The following is a 19,742-nucleotide window of genomic DNA, read 5'->3' as shown; positions in this document are numbered from 1 at the left end:
CGCGCGGTGCCGTCCCTGCAGGCGTGATGACAGGCCGGCAAGCGTTGCCGGTAGCGCTTTTGCTCGGATCTAGAAAACCAAGAGCCCCGGACATGCCGGGGCCCTTGGTGAATCCGCGCATCGCTCCAGGAGCGATCAGAGGTCAGATCAAAGCACGCGATCGTCCGGTGCGAGCGGATCGGCCGGCGGCGTTGCATACGCCGACACGATCGGCCCGCGCAGCGACTGATGCGGCAAGCCCTCGTGCACCGGCTCGCCCCGCGCGGCGCGCAGGGCGTTGGCATAGCAGTGCTGCGCGGACAGCAGATCGCCCGCGGCAGCAAAGCCGTGGCCGAGTTCTTCCCAGGCTTCGCTGCCCGCACCATTGGCCACCGCGCGATGCAGAAACTCTTCGGCCTGCGACCACTGCTGCTGGTGACGTGCCAGGCGTGCCAGAGTCAGCAACAGGCCCGGGCTGTCCGGGTACTGGGTCAGCCAACGCTGCGCACTGGCGCGGCGCGAATCGTATTTTTCCAGCGGCAGCACGCCATACAGGCGCACCAGCGACTCGTCCCACTGCGTATCCAGCGCCTGTTCCAGGCTATGCACCGCTGCATCGTCCCAGTGCAGCACTGCCGCGCGCTGTGCGTAGGCACCCACCACCGCGGGATAGGTACGCAGCGGTTTGGGCAGCGCTTCCCAGCGTTCGGCCAGGGCATTGGCATCGCCTGCCTGCAACAGCGTCTGCTCGGCCAGCGTGGCTTCCAGTGCGCTGTAGGCCTCCGGTGCCAGTACCGCCTGCTGGCGCAATGCCCCCAGCTGACCGTAGGCCTCGTCGGCGCGACCGATCTGCGCCAAAGCATGCGTGCGCAGCAGCAAGCCGCGCGCCGGCAGCGGTTGCGCATCGGCACTGTCGAGCGCATTGATCGCCTCGACCGGGCGTTGCCGCGCCAGATGCCGCTCGCCTTGCAGCAACGCATGCGCGGTGGGATCGCGCTCGGCCAATTGCTGGGCCAGCGCGTTCGCCGCCACCTCATCGCCGCGTGCATCGGCGACCCGCACCGCACTGGCCAGGGCGATGCCGCTGACGTCCGCATCCTCGCTGGCGTTGACCAACAGGCGCTCGGCACGCTGCCATTGGCCGTGATCGGCTGCGCGCAGGCCTTCGATCAGGCGGGCGCGGCCCTTCTTGCGGCGGTACTTGCCCCAGACCCGGAACGGCAGGCTGACCAGCGTCCAAACCAGCCACAGCACCAACAGCGCGATGACCAGAATCAGCAGCGCCTGCGGCATGGCGGCGCGATAGTCGTTGCCGCCGACGCTGACCACCACATTGCCCAGGTCGTAACTGGTCTGATGCGACAGCCATTGCGCACCGAGCACGCCCAGCGCCACGGCAACCAACAGGATCAAGACGGTACGCAACACTTTCATTGGATGGATCTCCCTTCACGCATGGCCTGCAGTTGCAGCAGGGTGGTGCCCAGTTCCGGCAGGCGCGGACGCAGTGGCGCTTGTTGCAGCGTGCGCAGGCGCGTGCGTGCCTGGCGACGTTGTGGCGAATCCGGCCACAGCCGGCTGGTCCAGGTGTCCACGCGCCGCAGCGATTGCACAAAGCCGGCGACATCGCCGCGCTCGGCCGCAGCGCGGGCCAGGCTGACTTCGATCTGCAAGGCGTCGCGCGCGGCGTGGCGGTCGCCGCCGGTCAGCAGCGCATCGCCACGGCTGGGACGGATGTCCACCAGCGGTGCGAGTGCTTTCTGCCACCACGGCTGCGCCGCTTCGCTGTCTTTTGCGGTCTGTTCGGGCAGGCGCAGCAGGTCGCCGGCCAACTGATCCAGGGCTTGACCGGCCTGCGCCTGCGGACCGGCACCGAGGCGATCCAGTGCGTCGCGTTCCTGCACCAGCGCCTGGCGCAGATTGAGATAGCCGGGATCGTCGATGCCATTGAGTGCGGCATTGGCCAGTGCGTAGGCGCGGCGGGCACCGTCGGCGTCGCCGGCAATGCTCAGCCGCTGCTGGCCAAGCCGCAGCATCAGCTCCACCTCATCGAGCCGCAGCGCCTGCGCACCGTGGCGATTGGTGTCGGCGAGCCTTTGTACGGTGTCTTCGAGCAAGGCACTGCGCTGGCTCAGACCAAGCATCTCGTCGCGCAGCACGCGGTTGGTGGCTGCCGCGTCCGCCAGGCGTTCGTTGGCCAGGCGTTGGTCGCGGCGCAGCGTCTCCAGCATCTGCTGCGTGCCGTCCCAGCGCTGCTGCTGCGCCTCGGCCGCCTGCAGCTGCGCGCCTTGATAGTCCTGCCATGCGCGCCAGCCGAGGAGCAGCGCCACGCCCACGGCGACCAGCGCGACGACGAGCAGCAGCCATGCCAGGGGAAAGCGTCGCGTGGTAGCGGGCATTTCGGTCATTCGTCCATCCTCGCGCGGTCACGACGGGTGCAGGTGCTGCAGTCATCCGGCACAGCATGGCGTGCAGCGGCAGACACTCGCAAGCGGTGCTTGCGTTTGGAGTTCAGCAAGGTCGCAATGGCGTCACGATCGCCGCGGCAGCAGCGGCCAACTGCTCGGGCAAGGGGCCTGCGGCGCGCACCACATGACGGAAGCCGGCGAGGTGTGCGGATTGCAGCATGCGCTCGCTGGAGGTCACCACTGGCCGTTGCCGCAAGGTGTCGACCAGCGGTCCGGGCAACTGCTGCAGCACCAGCGTCAGCGCTTCGGCGCTGCTCAGCGCCAACACGCTAGCAGGAAGCGCATCCGCCAGCGCGCGGACTGCCGATGCGCGCAGGCGCAGCGCCACGCGCTGATAGACATCGGCGCGCAGGATGCGGGCGCCACGCTGCTCCAGGGCCGGCGCCAGCATGCCGCGCCCACCCGGGGCGGTGATCAGCCCCACGGCCTGCAGCGGCTGCCGTAACAGCGGCAGCGCGAGCAGGCCCTCGCTGTCCATGCGTGCCGGGCGTATCACCGTGTCGATGCCACAGGCCTGCAGCGCGCGCGCAGTGCCGTCTCCCACGCTCACCCATTGCGCCTGCGCCGGCCGCTGCAGTGGTGCCAGGCGATGCGCAGCGTGCACCGCGGCCGGGCTGGTGAACACCGCGATCGGCGCTTGCAAGGCCTGCCGCAATGCGGCCAGTGCCTGTGCGGTGTCGTTGGTCTGCAGCCGCCACGGCGACAGCGCCAGCAGCCGTCCGCCGTGTCGCGCGGCGGCCCGCCGCAATGGCGCGTGTTCACCGCTGGGCCGGAGCGAGATCAAGGTCCAGGCGGCGGCAGCTGGGGCGGGACGTGTCATCGGGTGATTATGCGAGAGCCGTGACGTATCGGGGCGGGCGTCGCGCGCTGCGATGAGGCTGACGACGATCAGATTCCTGCGCATGGTCTGGCCTTGCGTGCCTGCATCAGCGTGACGCCTGCGCTTCTGCGGCCAGAATCTGGTGATGGGGTCCGTACCGATGACTGCTTCCGCCCACGATTGGCCACGACAATCGAGCTGGAGTGACACCGCGATCAAGGTCCATCCCATCGACATGCAGCGCAGCGCGACTGCCTGCAGGCGATGTCGGCGCGGTGGCAGGCGCTGGGCATCCGCCCGAGCGGATGCCTGCGGTCGATGGCGCCACCTGGACGCCTGCGCAGTCCACCTGTCGTCTGTCGCCGGCCGTCTGCTTCCTGGACAAGTGCTTCCACGCCGCGCCGGAGCAGAGCGTGTTCACCGGCACTACACCGATGTGCCGTTGACGCATGCGCAGAAGCGCCGCCGCGCGCATTGGAAGGCCAGGGCCGCCGCATTACTGCATGGTGGCGCAACGCTATCGCGAGGTCGTGTTCGCACACTGAGCAGGGCAGAATCGAGGCGTGTGGCGCCGCGGCGCCACACGCGTCTCACCATGCGGTACCGCATGTCATTCCAGTGCACAAGACGCTCGCGGAACATTGCGGCATGATGCCGCCCTTCGCCGTCTTCCAGCCTTCGCCGATGACTCCTTCGTGCACGCTCGCATCCGCCCTGCAGTCGCTGCAGCAACAGTTCATCGCCATGCCGCCGGTCCTGTCGATGGGCATTGCCGTCGACGGCTTGCATGACGGCGCGTTACGTTTGCGTGCGCCGCTGCAGGCCAACGTCAACGACAAAGCCAATGCATTCGGCGGCAGCCTGGCTTCGTTGATGACGCTGGCCAGTTGGGGCTGGCTGACGCTGCAGTTGCAACTGGCCGGGCACAGCGCCGATGTCTATGTGGCCGACAGCCAGCTGCGCTACGTCGCCCCGGTCTACGAAGACCTGGTGGCCAATGCCGAGCCGTCCGAACTCGGTGGCTGGGAGGCGTTCCTGGCGACCTTCCGGCAGCGCGGCAAGGCGCGTATCGGCATGCGTGCGCAGATCGCGCTGGGTTCCGGCGCGGCGGCGGCCACCTTGAGCGGGCGTTTCGTGGCGTTTCCAAAACGGTAGGATGCGCGCTGGACTTGGGGGAATGCGCATGCGTGCAGTGATCGGGGCAATGCTGTTGCTCGGGCTGACAATGGTCAGCGGGGTGGTATCTGCCGGCAGCCGCGCCCAGGCACGCGCGCTGGAAACCACCCAGGCCGCCTACACGGCCGCCATACGCTGGAGCGATTTCGATGCCGCGCAGGGCTTTGTCGAACCGACCTACGCCCAGGCGCATCCGCTCAGCGATCTGGAACGCTCGCGCTATGAACAGGTGCAGATCTCCGGCTACCGCGAGCTGCGGGTGGGCGAAGACGGCAACGGCGACCTGCGCCGCGAGGTCGAGTTGCGGGTGATCAACCGCAATACCCAGGCCGAGCGGCTGGTGCGCAGCATCGAGTTGTGGCGCTGGGACGCCGAGCGCAAACGCTGGTGGCTGGCCAGCGGCCTGCCCGATCTGTGGCAGGGCCAATAGCCCGCCGCAGGGGTGCTTGGCCGTCGCGTGCGCCAGCTGTGCGACAATTCCCGCCCGCTTGACTGACCCTGACCCCGTGAATTTCGAAGAGCTGCAGGCCTTTGTCGGCCGCAACCCCATGTTGTCGCTGGCCCTGGTGGGCCTGACCATCGCCCTGATCGTCACCGAGGTCGCGCGCCTGTTCCGTGGGTATCGCGCACTCAAGCCGGCCGAGCTGACCCGTTTGATCAATAGCGAGAACGCGCTGGTGATCGATCTGTCGCCGACCGCCGATTTCGAAAAAGGCCACATCGCCGGCAGCCGCAACGTGGCGCTGGCCAAATTCGACCCGGCCGGCAAGCTGCTCGCCAACGCCAAGTCCTCGCCCGTGGTGGTGGTGTGCCGCACTGGCAACGCCTCCGCAGGCGCGGCCAAGACGCTGAAGAAAGCCGGGTTCGAGCAGGTCTACTGGCTCGATGGCGGCGTGGCTGCCTGGCAGATGGCCGAGCTGCCGCTGGTCAAGGGCCGCGCCTGACCGCACCTTGTGAGGCGCCAGGCAAGTCCCCATTGCTGGCGTGAGAGACTCGCGCTTTCACGTCTGCATCATTCAACGCTGCATCCACCGAACCGTTTCTGGAGTTAGGAATGTCCGACGAAATCATCAACGGCGCGGCTGCGCCGGCCGACGCCGCTGCTGGCCCCGCTTTCACCATCGAGAAGATTTACGTCAAGGACGTTTCCTTCGAATCGCCGAACGCGCCGGCCGTCTTCAATGACGCCAACCAGCCCGAGCTGCAGCTGAACCTCAACCAGAAGGTGCAGCGCCTCAACGACAACGCCTTCGAAGTCGTGCTGGCCGTGACCCTGACCTGCACCGCCGGTGGCAAGACCGCCTACGTGGCCGAAGTGCAGCAGGCCGGGGTGTTCGGCCTGGTCGGCCTGGAGCCGCAGGCGATCGACGTGCTGCTCGGCACCCAGTGCCCGAACATCCTGTTCCCGTATGTGCGCACCCTGGTCAGCGACCTGATCCAGGCCGGCGGCTTCCCGCCGTTCTACCTGCAGCCGATCAACTTCGAAGCGCTGTACGCAGAAACCCTGCGCCAGCGTTCGCAGGGCGAAGGCACTTCGCTGGCCGATTCCGAGCCGGCTGGCAACGCCTAAGCCTTGCGTGCGCCGATGAGCGATTCGAAACAGAAGATCGCTGTTCTCGGCGCCGGCTCCTGGGGCACGGCCCTGGCCGCGCTGCTCGCCAGGCACGGTCACCCGACCGTGCTCTGGGGACGCGATGCGGCGATGGTGGATGCCATCGACCGCACGCACGAAAACGCACGCTATCTGCCGGGTATCGCATTGCCCGAGAGCCTGCGCGCAACCACCGACCTGCAACTGGCCATTGCCGATGCCGGCTGGATCCTGGTCGTGGTGCCTTCGCATGCATTCACCGAGACGATCCGGTTGATCGCACCGTTGCGTCCGGCCGGTGCCGGCGTCGCGTGGGCGACCAAGGGCTTCGAGCCCGGTTCCGGGCGTTTCCTGCACGAAGTGGCGCGCGACATCCTCGGCTCCAGCGTTCCTCTGGCCGTGGTGACCGGGCCGTCCTTCGCCAAGGAAGTCACGCTCGGCCTGCCGACCGCCATCACTGTCCACGGCGACGATGCGGCGTTTGCGCAAGTCGTCGCCGATGCCATGCATGGCCCGACCTTCCGCGCCTACACCGGCGATGACATGGTGGGCGCCGAGCTCGGTGGCGCGATGAAGAACGTGCTGGCCGTGGCCACCGGCGTGGCCGATGGCATGCAGCTTGGCCTCAACGCCCGTGCCGGTCTGATCACGCGCGGCTTGAACGAGATGCTGCGTCTGGCGGCGGCGATCGGTGCGCGTCCGGAGACCTTGATGGGTCTGGCGGGTCTGGGCGATCTGGTGCTCACCTGCACCGGCGATCTGTCGCGTAACCGACGGCTGGGACTGGCCCTGGGACGCGGACAGAGCCTGAACGATGCGATCCGCGAGATCGGCCAGGTGGTGGAATCGGTGCAGACCGCCGACGAAGTCATGCGTCAGGCCGAGCATCACGGCATCGAGCTGCCGATCTCCAATGCCGTGCGTGCGGTGTTGCATGGCGAGATCACCCCGGAAGCGGGCTTGAAGGAATTGCTGGCACGCGAGCGCAAGCCCGAGTATCCGCAGACCCTGTTCACCTGATTGCGGCGTCGCGTGTTGGCGCACTGTGCGGAAATCAACAAAAAGCCCGGCATTGCCGGGCTTTTTGTTGGCACGGATCGCAAAGGCTGGCGGCAGGACGCAGCAGCTGAGCGCGATGCACCGTGCTTCTACAGGAGCGGCATTGCGCACATGCCGCTATGAAGCGATGTGCGCGTCACCAGCCGATCGCCCAAAAGAAAGAAGCCCGGTCGGGGGACCGGGCTTCCAATGCAACGCGGGAGAGAGAGTCGCGTTGCAGTCAAACGTGCGGCTTACCAGCTGAAGCGCGGGCCGACCGACCATTCCTTGTTGCCGTCGCCATCCATACGGATGTCGCCGTTGATGCCCCAATTCTGGTTCAGCTTGACCTGGGCGCCGAGGCGGCCGTAGAAGTTGTCGCCGATGTCGATGCCGCGCTTCTTGGAGAAGTCCTCGTAGCCAGCCAGGGCGTAGACTTCGAAGTGCTCGCCGAAGGCGTTGCGCAGGCCAGCTTCAACGCTGTAACCATCGAAGCTGATGTTCGGGGTGTCCAGGTCCAGCTTGCGGTAGGCAACGCGGGCGACGAAGTCGGTGCTGGTGGCGATTTCGTGGTTGTAACCCACGCCAACGCCCCACTGCTGGAAGTCGGAGTTGGAGCTTTCGAACACGTTGTCGTTGTCGTCAGCGTTCTGCTTGCTGTAATCGCCGAACACGTGGAAGTTCGGAGCGACGGCGTAGGACGCCTTCACGCCCCAACCATCGGCGTCGCGGCCTTCGGTCGGAGTGCGCACGTAGTCGCCTTCGACGAAGTTGTAGGAGAGGTTTTCAGCAGCGGAGGCCGCAAACGGCAGGGCTGCGAGAAGGCCGAGGGCCAGCAGTGAAGTCTTCATGATCGATACCTGTACTTATGGTTTGGGCCGGCGCTGAGGCGGATGCCGTTCGCTGCCGAGATGTAAATTCTCCGTTATTCGATGGAACGCGACATGAATTTTGGACTGACTGGTGCATGAATCATCGCACCCGGTTCAGCTGCGCTTCCTTGTCACTAACTTGCAACGCGCGTAGCGCACACGAAAAGCGTGATGCATTGGCGCTTTACATCGGTCGTTACCACGCGCATGTATAGCAGCAGCTGTTTTTCAGGGGTTTTTACCGCGTTTGCAGCGTGCAAGCACATTGCGCTGACGCCGCGACTGGGAGCATGCCAGGCTTGTCGAACAAGCGTGGAGCTGCATCGTGGCGAAGAAGAAGACATTGGCGCGGTTTCTGGCCGAGACGCTGCAGAGCGCGGGGGTGGAGCGGATCTGGGGATTGACCGGCGACAGTCTTAACGGCTTGACCGATGCCTTGCGCGAGATGCAGACGATCGAGTGGATGCACGTGCGCCACGAAGAAGTGGCCGCGTTCGCCGCCGGCGCCGAGGCGGCGGTGACCGGCAGGCTGGCGGTGTGCGCGGGTAGCTGCGGACCAGGCAACCTGCACCTGATCAACGGGCTGTTCGATTGCCATCGCAGCCGCCAGCCGGTGCTGGCGATTGCCGCGCATATTCCCTCGTCTGAGATCGGGCTGAACTATTTTCAGGAGACGCATCCGCAGGAACTGTTCCGCGAGTGCAGTCACTTTGTGGAACTGGTGACCAATCCGGCGCAGCTTCCGGAAGTGCTGCACCGGGCGATGCGCGCGGCCATCCTGCAGCAAGGTGTGGCGGTGGTGGTGATCCCCGGCGATATCGCACTGCTGGAAGTGGACAAGCACCTCCCCACGGCCTGGCCGCAATTGCGCCAGCCGCGCGTGCTGCCGGCCCCCGAAGATGTGCAGCAGCTGGCCGAGCTGCTGCAGCAAAGCGAAGCGATCACGTTGTTGTGCGGCAGCGGTTGCGCGGGTGCGCACGATGCGGTGGTGGCATTGGCCGACACCCTGGGCGCGCCGATCGTGCACGCCTTGCGCGGCAAGGAACACGTGGAGTGGGAGAACCCGTTCGATGTCGGCATGACCGGCCTGATCGGTTTCAGCTCCGGCTACCACGCGATGCTCAACTGCGACACCTTGATCATGCTGGGCACGGATTTCCCGTATCGGCAGTTCTATCCGAAGGACGCGACCATCGTGCAGGTGGATCGCGACCCGAGCGCGCTGGGACGGCGCACGCCGTTGCAGTTGGGTATCGCAGCGGATGTGGGTGAAACCATCGCCGCCTTGCTGCCACAGCTGCAGCGACGCGAGAAACGCGACTTCCTGGACAAGTCGCTTGCGCACTATCGGAAGGCGCGCGAGGGGCTGGACGATCTGGCGGTGCCGGCCGATCCAGGCGAGCCGCTGCATCCGCAATTCGTGGCGCGCATGATCAGCCAGATCGCCGACCAGGATGCGGTATTCACCTGCGATGTCGGCACGCCGACGGTGTGGGCTGCGCGCTATCTGCGCATGAATGGACAACGCCGGTTACTCGGTTCGTTCAATCACGGCTCGATGGCCAATGCGATGCCGCAGGCGCTGGGTGCGCAGTCGGCGTATCCGGGCCGTCAGGTGATTGCGCTGTCCGGCGATGGCGGTTTTGCGATGCTGATGGGCGATTTCATCTCGCTGGCGCAGCTGCGCCTGCCGGTGAAGATCGTGGTGTTCAACAATGCCTCGCTGGGATTTGTGGCGATGGAAATGAAGGCCGCCGGTTATCTGGATACCGGCACCGAGTTGCGCAATCCGGACTTCGCTGCGATGAGCAATGCGATGGGCATCCTGGGCATCCGGGTCGACGAGTCCGCGCAACTGGAGCGGGCGTTGCGGCAGGCCTTCGCGCATTCGGGTCCGGCGCTGGTGGATGTGCGTATCGCCACGCAGGAACTGGCGGTGCCGCCGGCCATCAAGCTGGAACAGGCCAAGGGCATGGGCCTGTATCTGCTCAAGGCAGTGATGAGCGGGCGCGGCGATGAGGTGATCGATCTGGTCAAGACCAATATGCGCTGACGCCATCGCCACGCTCCACCACTGCACGTTTTTTCGGACCCTCGCATGCCTCGTTCGTTGTTGCGCCAGTTGCTGCTGATCTGGGGGGTGGTCCTGGCTGCCTGCATAGGCGTGGCCACCATGTTGTATGGCCTGTACCGACAGACCGAAGGCGTGCGACTGGACGATGCGCACCAGCAGTTGACTGCGCAATGCGCACGCATTGTGCAGCGCTACGCCGGTGCAAGCGAGGCGGCGCGTAGCGGCGACAACGGCGCCGGGCTGGCCGCGGTGGTGGTGCAATTGGTGCTGGCCGACGCGCCCGGCGTGGAGGGCGGGGTGTGGAATCTTGACAAGGGGTTTGTTGCCTACGCCTATCCCACCTACGACGGCAGCGATCACAAGACCGATATTCCGGCTGCCGAGTGGACCACGATCGTCAGTACCGCACGGCAGAGTGCGGTGGGCAACAGGGCCGTGGATTTTCGTCGCGATGGCAGCCGCGAAGTGGTACTGATCAGCGCCTGCCCGCTGGCCGCCGGCACCGCCGCATGGACCATGTCGCGGGTGCCGGCGAGCACCTCCGATGCCTGGCGGCCATTGGTGATCGGCATGTTGCTGATTTTCGCCATGGTGGCGGTGTCCGCGATTGCCCTGGGCGTGGTGGTGCGGCGCTGGAGTCAGCGCCTGCAGCGCATCCAACAGGCGCTGGCCGCCGACACCGAACTTCCGCAGATTCCGGTCACCGGCGCGCCCGAATTGGACCGGCTGGGCGCTGCGGTGAGCGATTACGCACAGCGCAATGCGCAGGCCCTGGCGCAGACGCGGCGGCTGGCCGACGAACTGGCACGGCACGAGCGGCTGGCCGCACTCGGGCGCCTGACCGCCACGGTGGCGCATGAGATTCGCAACCCCATCGCCACGATGCGCTTGGCGGTGGAAAACGAAATCGCCACGCGCCAGGGCACGCCGGACGATGCCGCGCACGGCGAGCTGATGCTGGGGCAGATCCGTCGCCTGGATGGGGTGGTCGAAAGTCTGCTCGGCATGGTGCAGCCGATCCGCCTGCAGCTGGAAACGGTGGTGGTGCAGGACTGGTTGGCGAGCTTGCTCGATCCGGCCTTGCTGCCGCCAGGCACGCCGACGCCACAGCTGTGCGTCCCTGACACGCCGCTGCAGTGGACGCTCGATCCGCAGCAGCTCGGACGCGCCGTGCACAATCTGCTGCGCAACGCACTGCAACATGCCGAGGCAGGCAGCGCGGTGACACTGGATGCCAGCGCCCGCGATGGGTTGCTGCAGCTACAGGTGGGCAATCGCGGCGCGGCCATCGCCGCAACCATCGCAGCACAGTTGTTCGAGCCGTTCGTCAGCGGTCGCGCCGACGGCAATGGCCTGGGGCTTGCGCTGGTGCGCGAGATCGCCCGTGCACATGGCGGGCAGGTGCGTTACGCACACACCGACGACATGACCCATTTCATTCTGGAGCTGCCATGGCGCGCATCCTGATCATCGACGACGATGCGGCGTTTCTGGCCACCTTGCAGGCAACGCTGCGCTCGCTCGGCCATACGGTGGTCGCGGTCGATAACGGCGCCGAGGGACTGATGCGCTTGAACGAAGGCGACATCGAGCTGGCGTTCGTGGACTTCCGTATGTCCGGCATGGACGGGATCCAGCTGATGCGTGCGCGTGCGGACGATCCCCGCGCGCGCCAGGTGCCGCTGGTGATGCTCACCGCGTATGCGTCCAGCGGCAACACCATCGAGGCGATGACGCTGGGTGCGTTCGATCACCTGGTCAAACCGGTGGGGCGTGCGGATATCGTCGAGGTGGTGGAGCGTGCATTGGCAAGTCGCGCCAATGTAGACGCCGATGTCGAAGCGAGCGAACCACCCGACGGCGACGACGGCCTGGTCGGTCACAGCCCGGCGATGCGCACCGTGCATAAACGCATCGGGCTGGCGGCGGCGTCCGATCTGCCGGTGTTGATCACCGGCGAAACCGGCACCGGCAAGGAGCTGGTCGCGCGCGCCCTGCATCGCGCCAGCGCACGCGCAAATGCGGCGTTCGTGGCAGTCAACTGCGCGGCGATCCCGTTGGAGTTGATGGAAAGCGAATTGTTCGGCCATCGCAAGGGCGCGTTTTCCGGGGCGACCGGGGACCGCATCGGCCTGATTCGCGAAGCCGATGGCGGCACGCTGTTCCTGGACGAGATCGGCGACATGCCGCTGCCGATGCAGGCCAAGTTGTTGCGCTTCTTGCAGGAAGGCGAAGTGACGCCGTTGGGCGGGCGCGGCGCGCAGAAGGTGGATGTGCGCGTGCTGGCTGCCACGCATCGCGATCTGGCGGCGTGGGTGGCGGCAGGGCAGTTCCGCAGCGATCTGCGCTATCGCCTGAATGTGGTGCCGATCGAACTGCCGCCGCTACGCGAACGCGGGCAGGACATCGTGCTGCTGGCGCAGTATTTTCTGCGCACCGGCGAAGGCGCGGCGCGTGCGTTGTCGGCGGACGCGCAAGCGCGGCTGCTGGCCTACCCGTGGCCCGGTAACGTGCGCGAGCTGCGTAACCTCATGCAACGCAGCCAGCTGCTGGTGCGCGGCCACAGCATCGTTGCCGCGGATCTGGACGAAGCGCTTGATCACAGTGCAGAGCAACCCATGACGATAGCGCCACCGGAAGGCAGCTTGCCCGAAGCCGTGGCGCGGCTGGAAAAGCAGATGATCCAGGCCGCCCTGGCGCACAGTGGCGGCAACCGCGCCGAAGCCGCGCGCCGGCTCGGGATTCATCGCCAGCTGCTGTACCGCAAGCTCGATGAGTACGGCTTGCAGTAGTCGCAGCGATCAGACCGGACGCGATGGTTGCAGGCTGCCGCTTCGGTCACCACGCAGTACGCGCATAGCAGCACGCGCACCTGTTGTCGTGCGCACCTTTTGGTTGCATGCCGCCGCTGCCACTCGCAGCATTGGCCATCGGCGTTCCACCAGCAAACGGTGTAGCCGGAAAGCGCAGCACCACGCGCTCGAAATCCAGCCCGGACATCCGCACGCGCACGCCACCGTCGAGCGTGCCCGGCACGTTCTTACCTTGCAGGGACGCACAACCAAGCTGCAAGTGTCTGCAAAGCGGACAGCGGTGTATGAAACGAAGACGACTGTCCGTGAGCGTGCAGACACAAAACCCTTGTAAAACAACGGATTCGCCGTTGGCACGATTGCTGCTTTGTCTTCAGGGCGAGCGGCGCTCCTGCCGCGTTGGAGACATCGCATGATTCGTCAGACCGCACTTGCTTTCGCACTGGCCTGCAGCGTGACGACCGCCGCCGCGCAGGCTCCCACACCGTCGGCGGCACCGGTAGCGCCGCGTCCGCCGGTCGGCACGCCACCACCGGCTCCACCGCTGCCGCCTGCCCCACCCGCCCCACCTGCGCCGTTGGCCGCCACGCCGGTACGCATCACCGGCACGGTCGAGCGCTTCATGCTCAATCCCAATGGCGAGGTCGATGGCCTGTGGCTGCGCGATGGCACCCAGGTGGCGTTTGCACCGCATCTGTCCGCGCAGTTGCAGGCCGCGGTACGCCGCGGCGATACGGTGAGCGTGCAGGGCTATCGCCTGGGCAGCCTGCCGGTGCTGCGCGCCAGCAGCATCCGCTCCAGTCGTGGTGGGGGCGAAGTGGTCGACCAGCCGCCCACTGGCGCCATGCCGCCGGCGCCGCCGACACCTGCCGCGTTGACACCGTTGCAGGCGGAAGGACGCATCGAGCGGTTGGTCTACGGCCCGGGTGGCGAGACCAATGGCGCGTTGCTGAGCGATGGCACGCTGGTGCGGATGCCGCCGCATCTGGCGCTGCAGTTTGGCGATCTGCTGCGGGCCGGCGCGCCATTGAGCGTGAGCGGCTTCGGAGTTGCCACCGCCAACGGCCGCGCCATCGAAGCCACCCGACTGGGCCGCGATCGCGCCTCGCAGCGTGCGTTGTTCAGCCCGCCGCGCCCGGATGGCCCGGTGCCGCCCGCGCCACCGGCGCCACCTGTCCCACCGGCTGCACCGCCAGCGCCGGCTCCGGCTCCGGCGCCGCGTTGATCCAGGGCGCCGCCGGCCACGCGGCGGCGCTCACATCGTTTCGTTCCCCTCTACGCGCCTGTTCACCACGCGTCATGCGTGGCGGCGGGCGCGGCTTGCCGGCATCGGCCGGTTCTCACTTCTCTGGAGTTTTTGCATGCATTGGGTCGACCCTGATTTCCTTCCCGAAACCCGCGGCACGCTGGCGCGCTTTCTGCTCAATCCCAAGGCCGATATCGACGGCCTGCTGCTGACCGACGGCACCGAGGTGCACACGCCGCCGCATCTGTCCGCCGCCTTGCTCAAGGCGCTCAAGCCAGGCAGCACCCTGACCGTGCGCGGCCTCAAGCCGCGCGATGTGGACATGCTGGTGGCCCTGGCGATCGATCCTGAAGGCGGCAAACGCATCGTCGATGAAGGCCCGCACGGGCCGCACGCCAAGCCCAAGCCCAAGCCGCCCGCCGACAAGCCGCCCAAGCCGCAAATCACCCAGTACAGCGGCACCATTGCGCGGTTGCTGCACGGTCCGCACGGGCAGGTGCATGGCGTGTTGCTGGACGACGGGGCCACGGTGCGGTTCCCGCCGCACGCCGGTGCGGACTTCGCCAGGCAGCTGGTTGTCGGCAAGACGCTGGTGGCCGAAGGCGATACCAGGACCACCCCGCACGGCGTGCTGATCCACGCGCATGGGCTGGGCACCAAGGCCGCGTCGCTGAAGCAGATCGAGCATCCGCATGGCCCGGGTGGGCATAAGCCGAAGCCGAAGCCGAAGCACTAGCAGCCTGCAATGCGACTGCCGTGTCGGCGCAGTGCGACCGCAAGCGGGTCGCGACGGGCGGGTACTGCAGACCTGCCGTCCGCTGACATTGCCGGCATCGCCCCGGGGGCCGTTGCACTGGGCAATGCGGCGATAATGCCGCTCTACGGCATGGCCATCGTGGCTGCGCATGCGGGCGATGCGAGTGCGCTGACGGCCACCACCATCATGGTCGTGCAGGCATGATGGTGGTGGCGTTGTTGGCGATGCGCTGGATCCGCGTGCACGGACATTGGTGGGTGCACTGGTGGCAGCGTCGCTGATCTATGGCTGGGGGCATGTTTTTGGTGCAGATCTTCGATGGACTCGCCGGCCTGCAGGCCGTGGCGGTGCCGGCACTGGTGGCGCAATTGCTTTAGGGCACCGGGCGCATCAATGTCGGCCAGGACGCAGTGATGACAATGCAAGGTGTGGGCGCGGCGCTGAGCCCGACGTTGGGTGGCTGGCCGGCGCACGCCTTCGGCTATCGCATCGCGTTTCTGGCGCTGGGCGCCATCGCCGCGCTGGCGGTGGCGTTATCGGCAGGCTGCCGCGGCATGTTGCAGGCAGCGGCCGAGGTCCAGGTGATGCAGTGATGCCAAGCATGGAGCAGCAGGCAAACGGCAGTGCCCGGGACTGGCATACGCGCGGAGCACGCTTTGAACGACAGACCGGTACGGGAACCATGCAGCGCGCCGGGATCGGGGCGGAGGATTTGGCAGTCAGCCAGCCGTCTGCATTGCCGCGGTTATCGGCCGCCGCTGAAATCCCACTGGCGCCAGGCTTCGAACACCATCACCGCAACGGTGTTGGACAGATTGAGGCTGCGGTTGTCCGGGCGCATCGGCAGGCGCAGCCGGTGCTGTGGCGGGATCGACTCCAGCACGTCGGCGGGCAAGCCGCGTGTTTCCGGGCCAAACAGGAAGGCATCACCATCGGCAAATTGAGGTGTGTCGTAACGCACGGTGCTGCGCGTACTCAGGGCAAACACACGCTTGGGCGCGATCGCGGCCAGGGCGGTGGGCAGGTCGGCATGCACCTGCAGGGTTGCGTATTCGTGATAGTCCAGGCCGGCGCGTTTGAGCTGCTTGTCGCTGAGGTCGAAGCCGAGTGGCTCGATCAGGTGCAGGCGCGCGCCGGTGTTGGCGCACAGGCGAATCACATTGCCCGTATTGGGCGGAATTTCCGGCTGAAACAGGATGACATCGAGGACGGGAGCTGACATGCGCGCAGTGTAGCTGCGCGCGTGCTCAAAGGCTGATGGCGGCGTTGACCAGCGCTTCCAGTTCGACCGGCGACGGCTGCAGCTGCGGCACCGGCAGGTTGACGATGACCTGGCCCATCAGCGCGCCGATGGCAGCAGCTGCCTGGCCGGCGGTGCTTTGCGCGGTGGCAGCGGTGCTGCGGGTCACCAGGTCGGCGCGCTGGTCGGCGGACGGACGCACCTGCACCGCAGCGAGAGTGACGATGCGCGGGCCGGCCTGTCCGGCGGCGAGGGCGGCCAGCTGCTCGGCCGACGGACGCACCTGCACGGCGGCCAGGGTACGGATGTCGCTGTTGCGCTCCAGCGTCTGCTGGGCGATCTGGTCGGCAGACGGGCGGACCTGCACGGTGTCCAGCGTGGTCAGGCTGGCGGCCTGGGCGAAACCGGCCAGGGCGGTACCGGCAAGCAGGCCGACGGAGAGGGCGAGGCGCAGGGTCTGGGTCGTCATGGCGAGGTCTCTTGGTGTGGGTGATCAGTGGTGTGGTAGTAAGGTAGTACACCAGTTCCGTAAGTGCAACAACTTTCGCGGCGCGGGTTTATTTATTCAGCTGGCAGTCATTTTTCCTGATCGAGGTTGCTGCCCGCTGCTTGCCCATCCCATGCAGCAAACGGCGTGCCAGTTTTAGAAGATTGTTTTTAAAGGGATTTATGCGCCGCAGCGGTGTCCGTGTCCGGACACCCGGACGCGATGGCAGGCGCCGGACACTGCTGCAGGCCAGAGAACACGACGATCCACACGATGTTCAGTGCGCTGAATGCGCGGCCTGTGGCCAGGCAGCACAGGCCGATCGCCGGCCGGTAACTGCGGCACAATCCGGCTTTGTCCTCGGGTGTCTAAGACTTATGCGCGTGCTGATGCTGTCTGTTCTGGTTGCCACCACCGCCACGGCCTGCACCTGGGTGCCGATCGAACAAAGCGGCAAAGGCGTGCAAGTGCTGCCCGCAGGCCCTGTGCCGGCTGGCTGTCAGCAGCAGGGCGAGGTGGTGGTGTCGGTCAAGAGCAAGGTCGGCTTCTACAACCGCAACCCGTTGCGGGTGCAGGAAGAGCTGGAAACGCTGGCACGCAACGAGGCGCCGGGCGCCAATGCCAATGCGGTCCAGGCGCAGGGCCAGCCGGCCGATGGCAGCCAGCGTTTCAACGCCTTCCGCTGCCCGCCGCGCTGAACCGTTGGGCTGGGGCGCGGCCGCTGCAATTGTAAAGATGCGGTAAAACCAGCCAGCGGCTAGACTAGCGCCCCCTCGCCTGACGCCATGGCGCTACTTCGATGCTCTTCCAGAATGTCTCCATCGCGGGACTGGCGCATATTGATGCGCCGCACACGCTGACTTCCAAGGAAATCAACGAGCGCCTGCAACCGACCTACGACCGCCTCGGGATTAGGACCGACGTGCTGGGCGACGTTGCCGGTATCCATGCACGGCGCTTGTGGGACCAGGATGTCCAGGCCTCGGACGCCGCCACCCAGGCTGCGCGCAAGGCACTGCTCGACGCCGGCATCGGCATCGAGAAGATCGGCCTGCTGGTCAACACCTCGGTGAGCCGCGACTACCTGGAGCCGTCCACGGCGTCCATCGTGTCCGGCAACCTCGGGGTCGGCGACCACTGCGTCACCTTCGATGTCGCCAATGCCTGCCTTGCCTTCATCAACGGCATGGACATCGCCGCCCGCATGCTCGAGCGCGGCGAGATCGACTACGCGCTGGTCGTCGATGGCGAAACCGCCAACCTGGTCTACGAGAAGACCCTCGAGCGCATGACCTCGCCCGACGTCACCGAAGAAGAGTTCCGCAACGAACTCGCTGCGCTGACCCTGGGCTGCGGTGCCGCGGCGATGGTGATGGCGCGCACCGAGCTGGTGCCCGACGCCCCGCGCTACAAGGGTGGCGTGACCCGCTCGGCCACCGAGTGGAACAGGCTGTGCCGCGGTAACCTGGACCGCATGGTCACCGACACCCGCCTGCTGCTGATCGAAGGCATCAAGCTGGCGCAGAAGACTTTCCTGGCCGCCAAGCAGGCAATGGGCTGGGCGGTGGACGAGCTGGACCAGTTCGTCATCCACCAGGTCAGCCGCCCGCATACCGCTTCGTTCGTGAAGTCGTTCGGTATCGACCCGGCAAAGGTCATGACCATCTTCGGCGAACACGGCAACATCGGCCCGGCTTCGGTGCCGATCGTGCTGAGCAAGCTCAAGGAGCTCGGCCGCTTGAAGAAGGGCGACCGCATTGCGCTGATGGGGATTGGTTCTGGCCTGAACTGCTCGATGGCGGAAGTGGTCTGGTAAGTTGCAACATGTGACGTGTTAAGAAAAATGGATTTTTAGTACACGTCATTGCATCATGTTCGCTCTCGCAACATGACCGGTGTAGGCATGGACGACGCGCTGGTGTTCAATCCCGAGCAGCCCTACAACGCGCTCCCGCCGCTTCCTCCGGCGGGAGATATCGAAACGCGCGCCTTGCTCAAGGCCTGCATCGTGGCGCGCACTGCGTTGGCCGAGCTGAAGCAGGCCACCGCATTGCTGCCAAATCCGGCAGTGCTGATCAATACGATCCCGATCCTGGAAGCACAGGCGAGTTCGGAGATCGAAAACATCGTCACCACCACGGACGACTTGTTCCGTTATGCACACGATCAGGAGCGCGCTCAGAATCCGGCAACCAAGGAAGCCTTGCGTTGCCGTAGCGCGCTCTACGAAGGGTTCCAGTCGCTGCAGCGGCGACCGCTATGTACGGATACCGCCGTGGTGGTGTGCAGCCGCATTAAAGCTGTGCAAATGCAGATCCGTCGCGTGCCCGGGACTGCGCTGGCCAACGATCAGATCCAGCAGATCATCTATACCCCGCCCGTCGGCGAGGCATTGCTGCGCGACAAGCTGGCCAATTGGGAGCGTTTTATTCATGAATGCACCGATGTCGATCCATTGATCCGGATGGCGGTCGCGCACTATCAATTCGAAGCGATCCACCCGTTCACCGATGGCAACGGGCGTACCGGACGTGTGTTGAATCTGCTGATGCTGATCGAGCAAGGCTTGCTCGATGTTCCAGTACTGTACTTGTCGCGCTACATCATTCGCCATCGCAGCGACTACTATCGACTGCTGCTGGATGTCACCCGGCACGGTCGCTGGGCCGAATGGATTCAGTACATGCTTGCCGCCGTTGCAGAGACAGCTGCGTGGACGATGGCGAAGATCCAGGCGATCCGAGGATTGGAGACGCAGGCGCGTGATCATGTGCGCGAATACGCCCCCAAGGCCTACAGCCGCGAACTTGTCGAAGTGGTCTTCAATCAGCCGTATTGCCGCATCCAGAATGTCGTGGACGTGATGGGCGTGACTCGGCAGACCGCTGCACGCCATCTAAAGGAACTGGTAACCATCGGTGTGCTGCAAGAGCAGCGGCTGGGCAAGGAAAAACTGTTCCTGCACCCTGCATTCCTGCAACTTCTGTCCGGTGATGGTCATCCACTACCGCCTTATCCAATGCCTTCGCCGGAAGCGCGATGAAGCCTGTAATTGATCCAGGTAGCCGTCTTGCGCGCAGTGGGTTGAGCATGTCGCAGCGTGGCGACCACTATGATGTCCTATCTCTACGCACTGCAGGCCAACGCTTGCGCCATGTGCGCTCTCTCGAACCGAATCGGA

At 65.9% G+C, this 19,742-nt stretch carries 20 protein-coding genes and 2 pseudogenes; 15 read left to right on the top strand and 7 right to left on the bottom strand.

Going from position 1 to position 19,742, the window contains the following annotated elements:
- Window positions 1-147 precede the first annotated feature (147 nt).
- The 3 genes from XarjCFBP7645_RS20555 to XarjCFBP7645_RS20545 all read right to left on the bottom strand — a co-directional run bounded on the left by XarjCFBP7645_RS20555 (window position 148) and on the right by XarjCFBP7645_RS20545 (window position 3,321).
- The gene (locus XarjCFBP7645_RS20555; RefSeq protein ID WP_104538937.1) at window positions 148-1,413 is read right to left on the bottom strand and encodes a heme biosynthesis protein HemY; all 1,266 of its coding nucleotides are present in this window, start codon (window positions 1,411-1,413) and stop codon (window positions 148-150) included.
- Entirely contained in the window at window positions 1,410-2,387 is a 978-nt protein-coding gene (locus tag XarjCFBP7645_RS20550) for a uroporphyrinogen-III C-methyltransferase (RefSeq protein ID WP_047124537.1), read from the bottom strand. The genes XarjCFBP7645_RS20555 and XarjCFBP7645_RS20550 overlap by 4 nt, the downstream gene beginning before the upstream one ends.
- Before the next feature lie 103 nt (window positions 2,388-2,490).
- Window positions 2,491-3,321: a uroporphyrinogen-III synthase gene (locus tag XarjCFBP7645_RS20545; protein WP_429001479.1), complete on the bottom strand. Its 831-nt coding sequence runs from the start codon at window positions 3,319-3,321 to the stop codon at window positions 2,491-2,493.
- 251 nt (window positions 3,322-3,572) lie between these two features.
- On the opposite strand from XarjCFBP7645_RS20545, the gene XarjCFBP7645_RS22240 reads away from it, so the two are divergent.
- The 6 genes from XarjCFBP7645_RS22240 to XarjCFBP7645_RS20520 all read left to right on the top strand — a co-directional run bounded on the left by XarjCFBP7645_RS22240 (window position 3,573) and on the right by XarjCFBP7645_RS20520 (window position 7,054).
- Entirely contained in the window at window positions 3,573-3,713 is a 141-nt protein-coding gene (locus tag XarjCFBP7645_RS22240) for a hypothetical protein (RefSeq protein ID WP_181126431.1), read from the top strand.
- Window positions 3,714-3,951: 238 nt separating this feature from the next.
- Window positions 3,952-4,422 carry a YiiD C-terminal domain-containing protein gene (locus XarjCFBP7645_RS20540; RefSeq protein ID WP_104539015.1) on the top strand — a complete coding sequence of 157 codons (471 nt, stop codon included), beginning with the start codon at window positions 3,952-3,954 and terminating at the stop codon, window positions 4,420-4,422.
- Between the two features lie 28 nt (window positions 4,423-4,450).
- Window positions 4,451-4,873, top strand: a complete 423-nt coding sequence (locus XarjCFBP7645_RS20535; RefSeq protein ID WP_104539014.1) for a hypothetical protein — start codon at window positions 4,451-4,453, stop codon at window positions 4,871-4,873.
- A 76-nt stretch (window positions 4,874-4,949) separates the two neighbouring features.
- Window positions 4,950-5,387 carry a rhodanese-like domain-containing protein gene (locus tag XarjCFBP7645_RS20530; protein ID WP_104538935.1) on the top strand — a complete coding sequence of 146 codons (438 nt, stop codon included), beginning with the start codon at window positions 4,950-4,952 and terminating at the stop codon, window positions 5,385-5,387.
- A gap of 110 nt (window positions 5,388-5,497) precedes the next feature.
- Window positions 5,498-6,013 carry a protein-export chaperone SecB gene (gene secB, locus XarjCFBP7645_RS20525; RefSeq protein WP_055825569.1) on the top strand — a complete coding sequence of 172 codons (516 nt, stop codon included), beginning with the start codon at window positions 5,498-5,500 and terminating at the stop codon, window positions 6,011-6,013.
- A 15-nt stretch (window positions 6,014-6,028) separates the two neighbouring features.
- The gene (locus XarjCFBP7645_RS20520; RefSeq protein ID WP_104539013.1) at window positions 6,029-7,054 is read left to right on the top strand and encodes an NAD(P)H-dependent glycerol-3-phosphate dehydrogenase; all 1,026 of its coding nucleotides are present in this window, start codon (window positions 6,029-6,031) and stop codon (window positions 7,052-7,054) included.
- A 272-nt stretch (window positions 7,055-7,326) separates the two neighbouring features.
- Here XarjCFBP7645_RS20520 and XarjCFBP7645_RS20515 read toward each other — a convergent pair whose 3' ends face one another.
- Window positions 7,327-7,923, bottom strand: a complete 597-nt coding sequence (locus XarjCFBP7645_RS20515) for a diffusible signal factor-reguated Ax21 faimly virulence factor (protein WP_042596714.1) — start codon at window positions 7,921-7,923, stop codon at window positions 7,327-7,329.
- Between the two features lie 364 nt (window positions 7,924-8,287).
- Here XarjCFBP7645_RS20515 and poxB point away from each other — a divergent pair, with 364 nt between their 5' ends.
- The 3 genes from poxB to XarjCFBP7645_RS20500 are packed head-to-tail and all read left to right on the top strand — an operon-like array spanning window position 8,288 to window position 12,810.
- A complete protein-coding gene (poxB, locus tag XarjCFBP7645_RS20510) occupies window positions 8,288-9,997 on the top strand; it encodes a ubiquinone-dependent pyruvate dehydrogenase (protein WP_181126442.1) in 1,710 nt (569 codons plus the stop codon).
- Between the two features lie 45 nt (window positions 9,998-10,042).
- Window positions 10,043-11,485 (top strand): sensor histidine kinase, encoded by a 1,443-nt coding sequence (locus XarjCFBP7645_RS20505; RefSeq protein WP_104538933.1) that lies wholly within the window; start codon window positions 10,043-10,045, stop codon window positions 11,483-11,485.
- On the top strand, window positions 11,470-12,810 hold the full coding sequence (locus XarjCFBP7645_RS20500) for a sigma-54-dependent transcriptional regulator (protein WP_104538932.1): 1,341 nt from the start codon (window positions 11,470-11,472) through the stop codon (window positions 12,808-12,810). The genes XarjCFBP7645_RS20505 and XarjCFBP7645_RS20500 overlap by 16 nt, the downstream gene beginning before the upstream one ends.
- A gap of 175 nt (window positions 12,811-12,985) precedes the next feature.
- On the opposite strand, the pseudogene XarjCFBP7645_RS22235 reads toward XarjCFBP7645_RS20500, so the two are convergent.
- Window positions 12,986-13,107, bottom strand: a pseudogene (locus XarjCFBP7645_RS22235) (isovaleryl-CoA dehydrogenase); the annotation flags it as partial.
- A gap of 136 nt (window positions 13,108-13,243) precedes the next feature.
- Here XarjCFBP7645_RS22235 and XarjCFBP7645_RS20495 point away from each other — a divergent pair.
- The 3 genes and pseudogenes from XarjCFBP7645_RS20495 to XarjCFBP7645_RS20485 all read left to right on the top strand — a co-directional run.
- Window positions 13,244-14,056, top strand: a complete 813-nt coding sequence (locus tag XarjCFBP7645_RS20495; protein WP_104538931.1) for a hypothetical protein — start codon at window positions 13,244-13,246, stop codon at window positions 14,054-14,056.
- Window positions 14,057-14,192: 136 nt separating this feature from the next.
- A complete protein-coding gene (locus tag XarjCFBP7645_RS20490; RefSeq protein ID WP_104538930.1) occupies window positions 14,193-14,813 on the top strand; it encodes a hypothetical protein in 621 nt (206 codons plus the stop codon).
- A gap of 58 nt (window positions 14,814-14,871) precedes the next feature.
- Window positions 14,872-15,427: pseudogene (locus XarjCFBP7645_RS20485) on the top strand (MFS transporter); the annotation flags it as partial.
- Between the two features lie 152 nt (window positions 15,428-15,579).
- Here the strand turns inward: XarjCFBP7645_RS20485 and XarjCFBP7645_RS20480 are convergent.
- Together XarjCFBP7645_RS20480 and XarjCFBP7645_RS20475 are read right to left on the bottom strand one after the other, a co-directional pair.
- Window positions 15,580-16,056 carry a tRNA (cytidine(34)-2'-O)-methyltransferase gene (locus XarjCFBP7645_RS20480; protein ID WP_104534297.1) on the bottom strand — a complete coding sequence of 159 codons (477 nt, stop codon included), beginning with the start codon at window positions 16,054-16,056 and terminating at the stop codon, window positions 15,580-15,582.
- 25 nt (window positions 16,057-16,081) lie between these two features.
- Window positions 16,082-16,543, bottom strand: a complete 462-nt coding sequence (locus tag XarjCFBP7645_RS20475; RefSeq protein WP_104538929.1) for a hypothetical protein — start codon at window positions 16,541-16,543, stop codon at window positions 16,082-16,084.
- Window positions 16,544-16,938: 395 nt separating this feature from the next.
- On the opposite strand from XarjCFBP7645_RS20475, the gene XarjCFBP7645_RS20470 reads away from it, so the two are divergent.
- The 3 genes from XarjCFBP7645_RS20470 to fic all read left to right on the top strand — a co-directional run bounded on the left by XarjCFBP7645_RS20470 (window position 16,939) and on the right by fic (window position 19,604).
- Window positions 16,939-17,259 (top strand): DUF4156 domain-containing protein, encoded by a 321-nt coding sequence (locus XarjCFBP7645_RS20470; RefSeq protein ID WP_104538928.1) that lies wholly within the window; start codon window positions 16,939-16,941, stop codon window positions 17,257-17,259.
- Window positions 17,260-17,360: 101 nt separating this feature from the next.
- Window positions 17,361-18,377, top strand: coding sequence for a 3-oxoacyl-ACP synthase III (locus tag XarjCFBP7645_RS20465; protein ID WP_104538927.1), 1,017 nt, complete (start codon window positions 17,361-17,363; stop codon window positions 18,375-18,377).
- A gap of 87 nt (window positions 18,378-18,464) precedes the next feature.
- On the top strand, window positions 18,465-19,604 hold the full coding sequence (gene fic / locus XarjCFBP7645_RS20460; RefSeq protein WP_181126430.1) for a protein adenylyltransferase Fic: 1,140 nt from the start codon (window positions 18,465-18,467) through the stop codon (window positions 19,602-19,604).
- Window positions 19,605-19,742: the final 138 nt, after the last annotated feature.

The sequence above is a fragment of the Xanthomonas arboricola genome (assembly GCF_002940665.1).
Classification (GTDB): domain Bacteria; phylum Pseudomonadota; class Gammaproteobacteria; order Xanthomonadales; family Xanthomonadaceae; genus Xanthomonas; species Xanthomonas arboricola_B.
The sequence above is the reverse complement of the archived record's forward strand: the minus strand, read 5'-3'. Positions and strand labels throughout refer to the sequence as shown.

Excerpts from the sequence above, each read along its gene's own strand:
- XarjCFBP7645_RS20475 (WP_104538929.1), bottom strand. The coding sequence starts at position 16,543 with ATGACGACCCAGACCCTGCGCCTCGCCCTCTCCGTCGGCCTGCTTGCC.
- XarjCFBP7645_RS20540 (WP_104539015.1), top strand. The coding sequence starts at position 3,952 with ATGACTCCTTCGTGCACGCTCGCATCCGCCCTGCAGTCGCTGCAGCAA.
- XarjCFBP7645_RS20470 (WP_104538928.1), top strand. The coding sequence starts at position 16,939 with ATGCGCGTGCTGATGCTGTCTGTTCTGGTTGCCACCACCGCCACGGCC.
- XarjCFBP7645_RS20465 (WP_104538927.1), top strand. The coding sequence starts at position 17,361 with ATGCTCTTCCAGAATGTCTCCATCGCGGGACTGGCGCATATTGATGCG.
- XarjCFBP7645_RS22240 (WP_181126431.1), top strand. The coding sequence starts at position 3,573 with ATGCCTGCGGTCGATGGCGCCACCTGGACGCCTGCGCAGTCCACCTGT.
- XarjCFBP7645_RS20490 (WP_104538930.1), top strand. The coding sequence starts at position 14,193 with ATGCATTGGGTCGACCCTGATTTCCTTCCCGAAACCCGCGGCACGCTG.
- XarjCFBP7645_RS20500 (WP_104538932.1), top strand. The coding sequence starts at position 11,470 with ATGGCGCGCATCCTGATCATCGACGACGATGCGGCGTTTCTGGCCACC.
- XarjCFBP7645_RS20495 (WP_104538931.1), top strand. The coding sequence starts at position 13,244 with ATGATTCGTCAGACCGCACTTGCTTTCGCACTGGCCTGCAGCGTGACG.
- XarjCFBP7645_RS20555 (WP_104538937.1), bottom strand. The coding sequence starts at position 1,413 with ATGAAAGTGTTGCGTACCGTCTTGATCCTGTTGGTTGCCGTGGCGCTG.
- XarjCFBP7645_RS20515 (WP_042596714.1), bottom strand. The coding sequence starts at position 7,923 with ATGAAGACTTCACTGCTGGCCCTCGGCCTTCTCGCAGCCCTGCCGTTT.
- secB (WP_055825569.1), top strand. The coding sequence starts at position 5,498 with ATGTCCGACGAAATCATCAACGGCGCGGCTGCGCCGGCCGACGCCGCT.
- XarjCFBP7645_RS20505 (WP_104538933.1), top strand. The coding sequence starts at position 10,043 with ATGCCTCGTTCGTTGTTGCGCCAGTTGCTGCTGATCTGGGGGGTGGTC.
- XarjCFBP7645_RS20535 (WP_104539014.1), top strand. The coding sequence starts at position 4,451 with ATGCGTGCAGTGATCGGGGCAATGCTGTTGCTCGGGCTGACAATGGTC.
- XarjCFBP7645_RS20480 (WP_104534297.1), bottom strand. The coding sequence starts at position 16,056 with ATGTCAGCTCCCGTCCTCGATGTCATCCTGTTTCAGCCGGAAATTCCG.
- fic (WP_181126430.1), top strand. The coding sequence starts at position 18,465 with ATGGACGACGCGCTGGTGTTCAATCCCGAGCAGCCCTACAACGCGCTC.
- XarjCFBP7645_RS20520 (WP_104539013.1), top strand. The coding sequence starts at position 6,029 with ATGAGCGATTCGAAACAGAAGATCGCTGTTCTCGGCGCCGGCTCCTGG.
- XarjCFBP7645_RS20550 (WP_047124537.1), bottom strand. The coding sequence starts at position 2,387 with ATGACCGAAATGCCCGCTACCACGCGACGCTTTCCCCTGGCATGGCTG.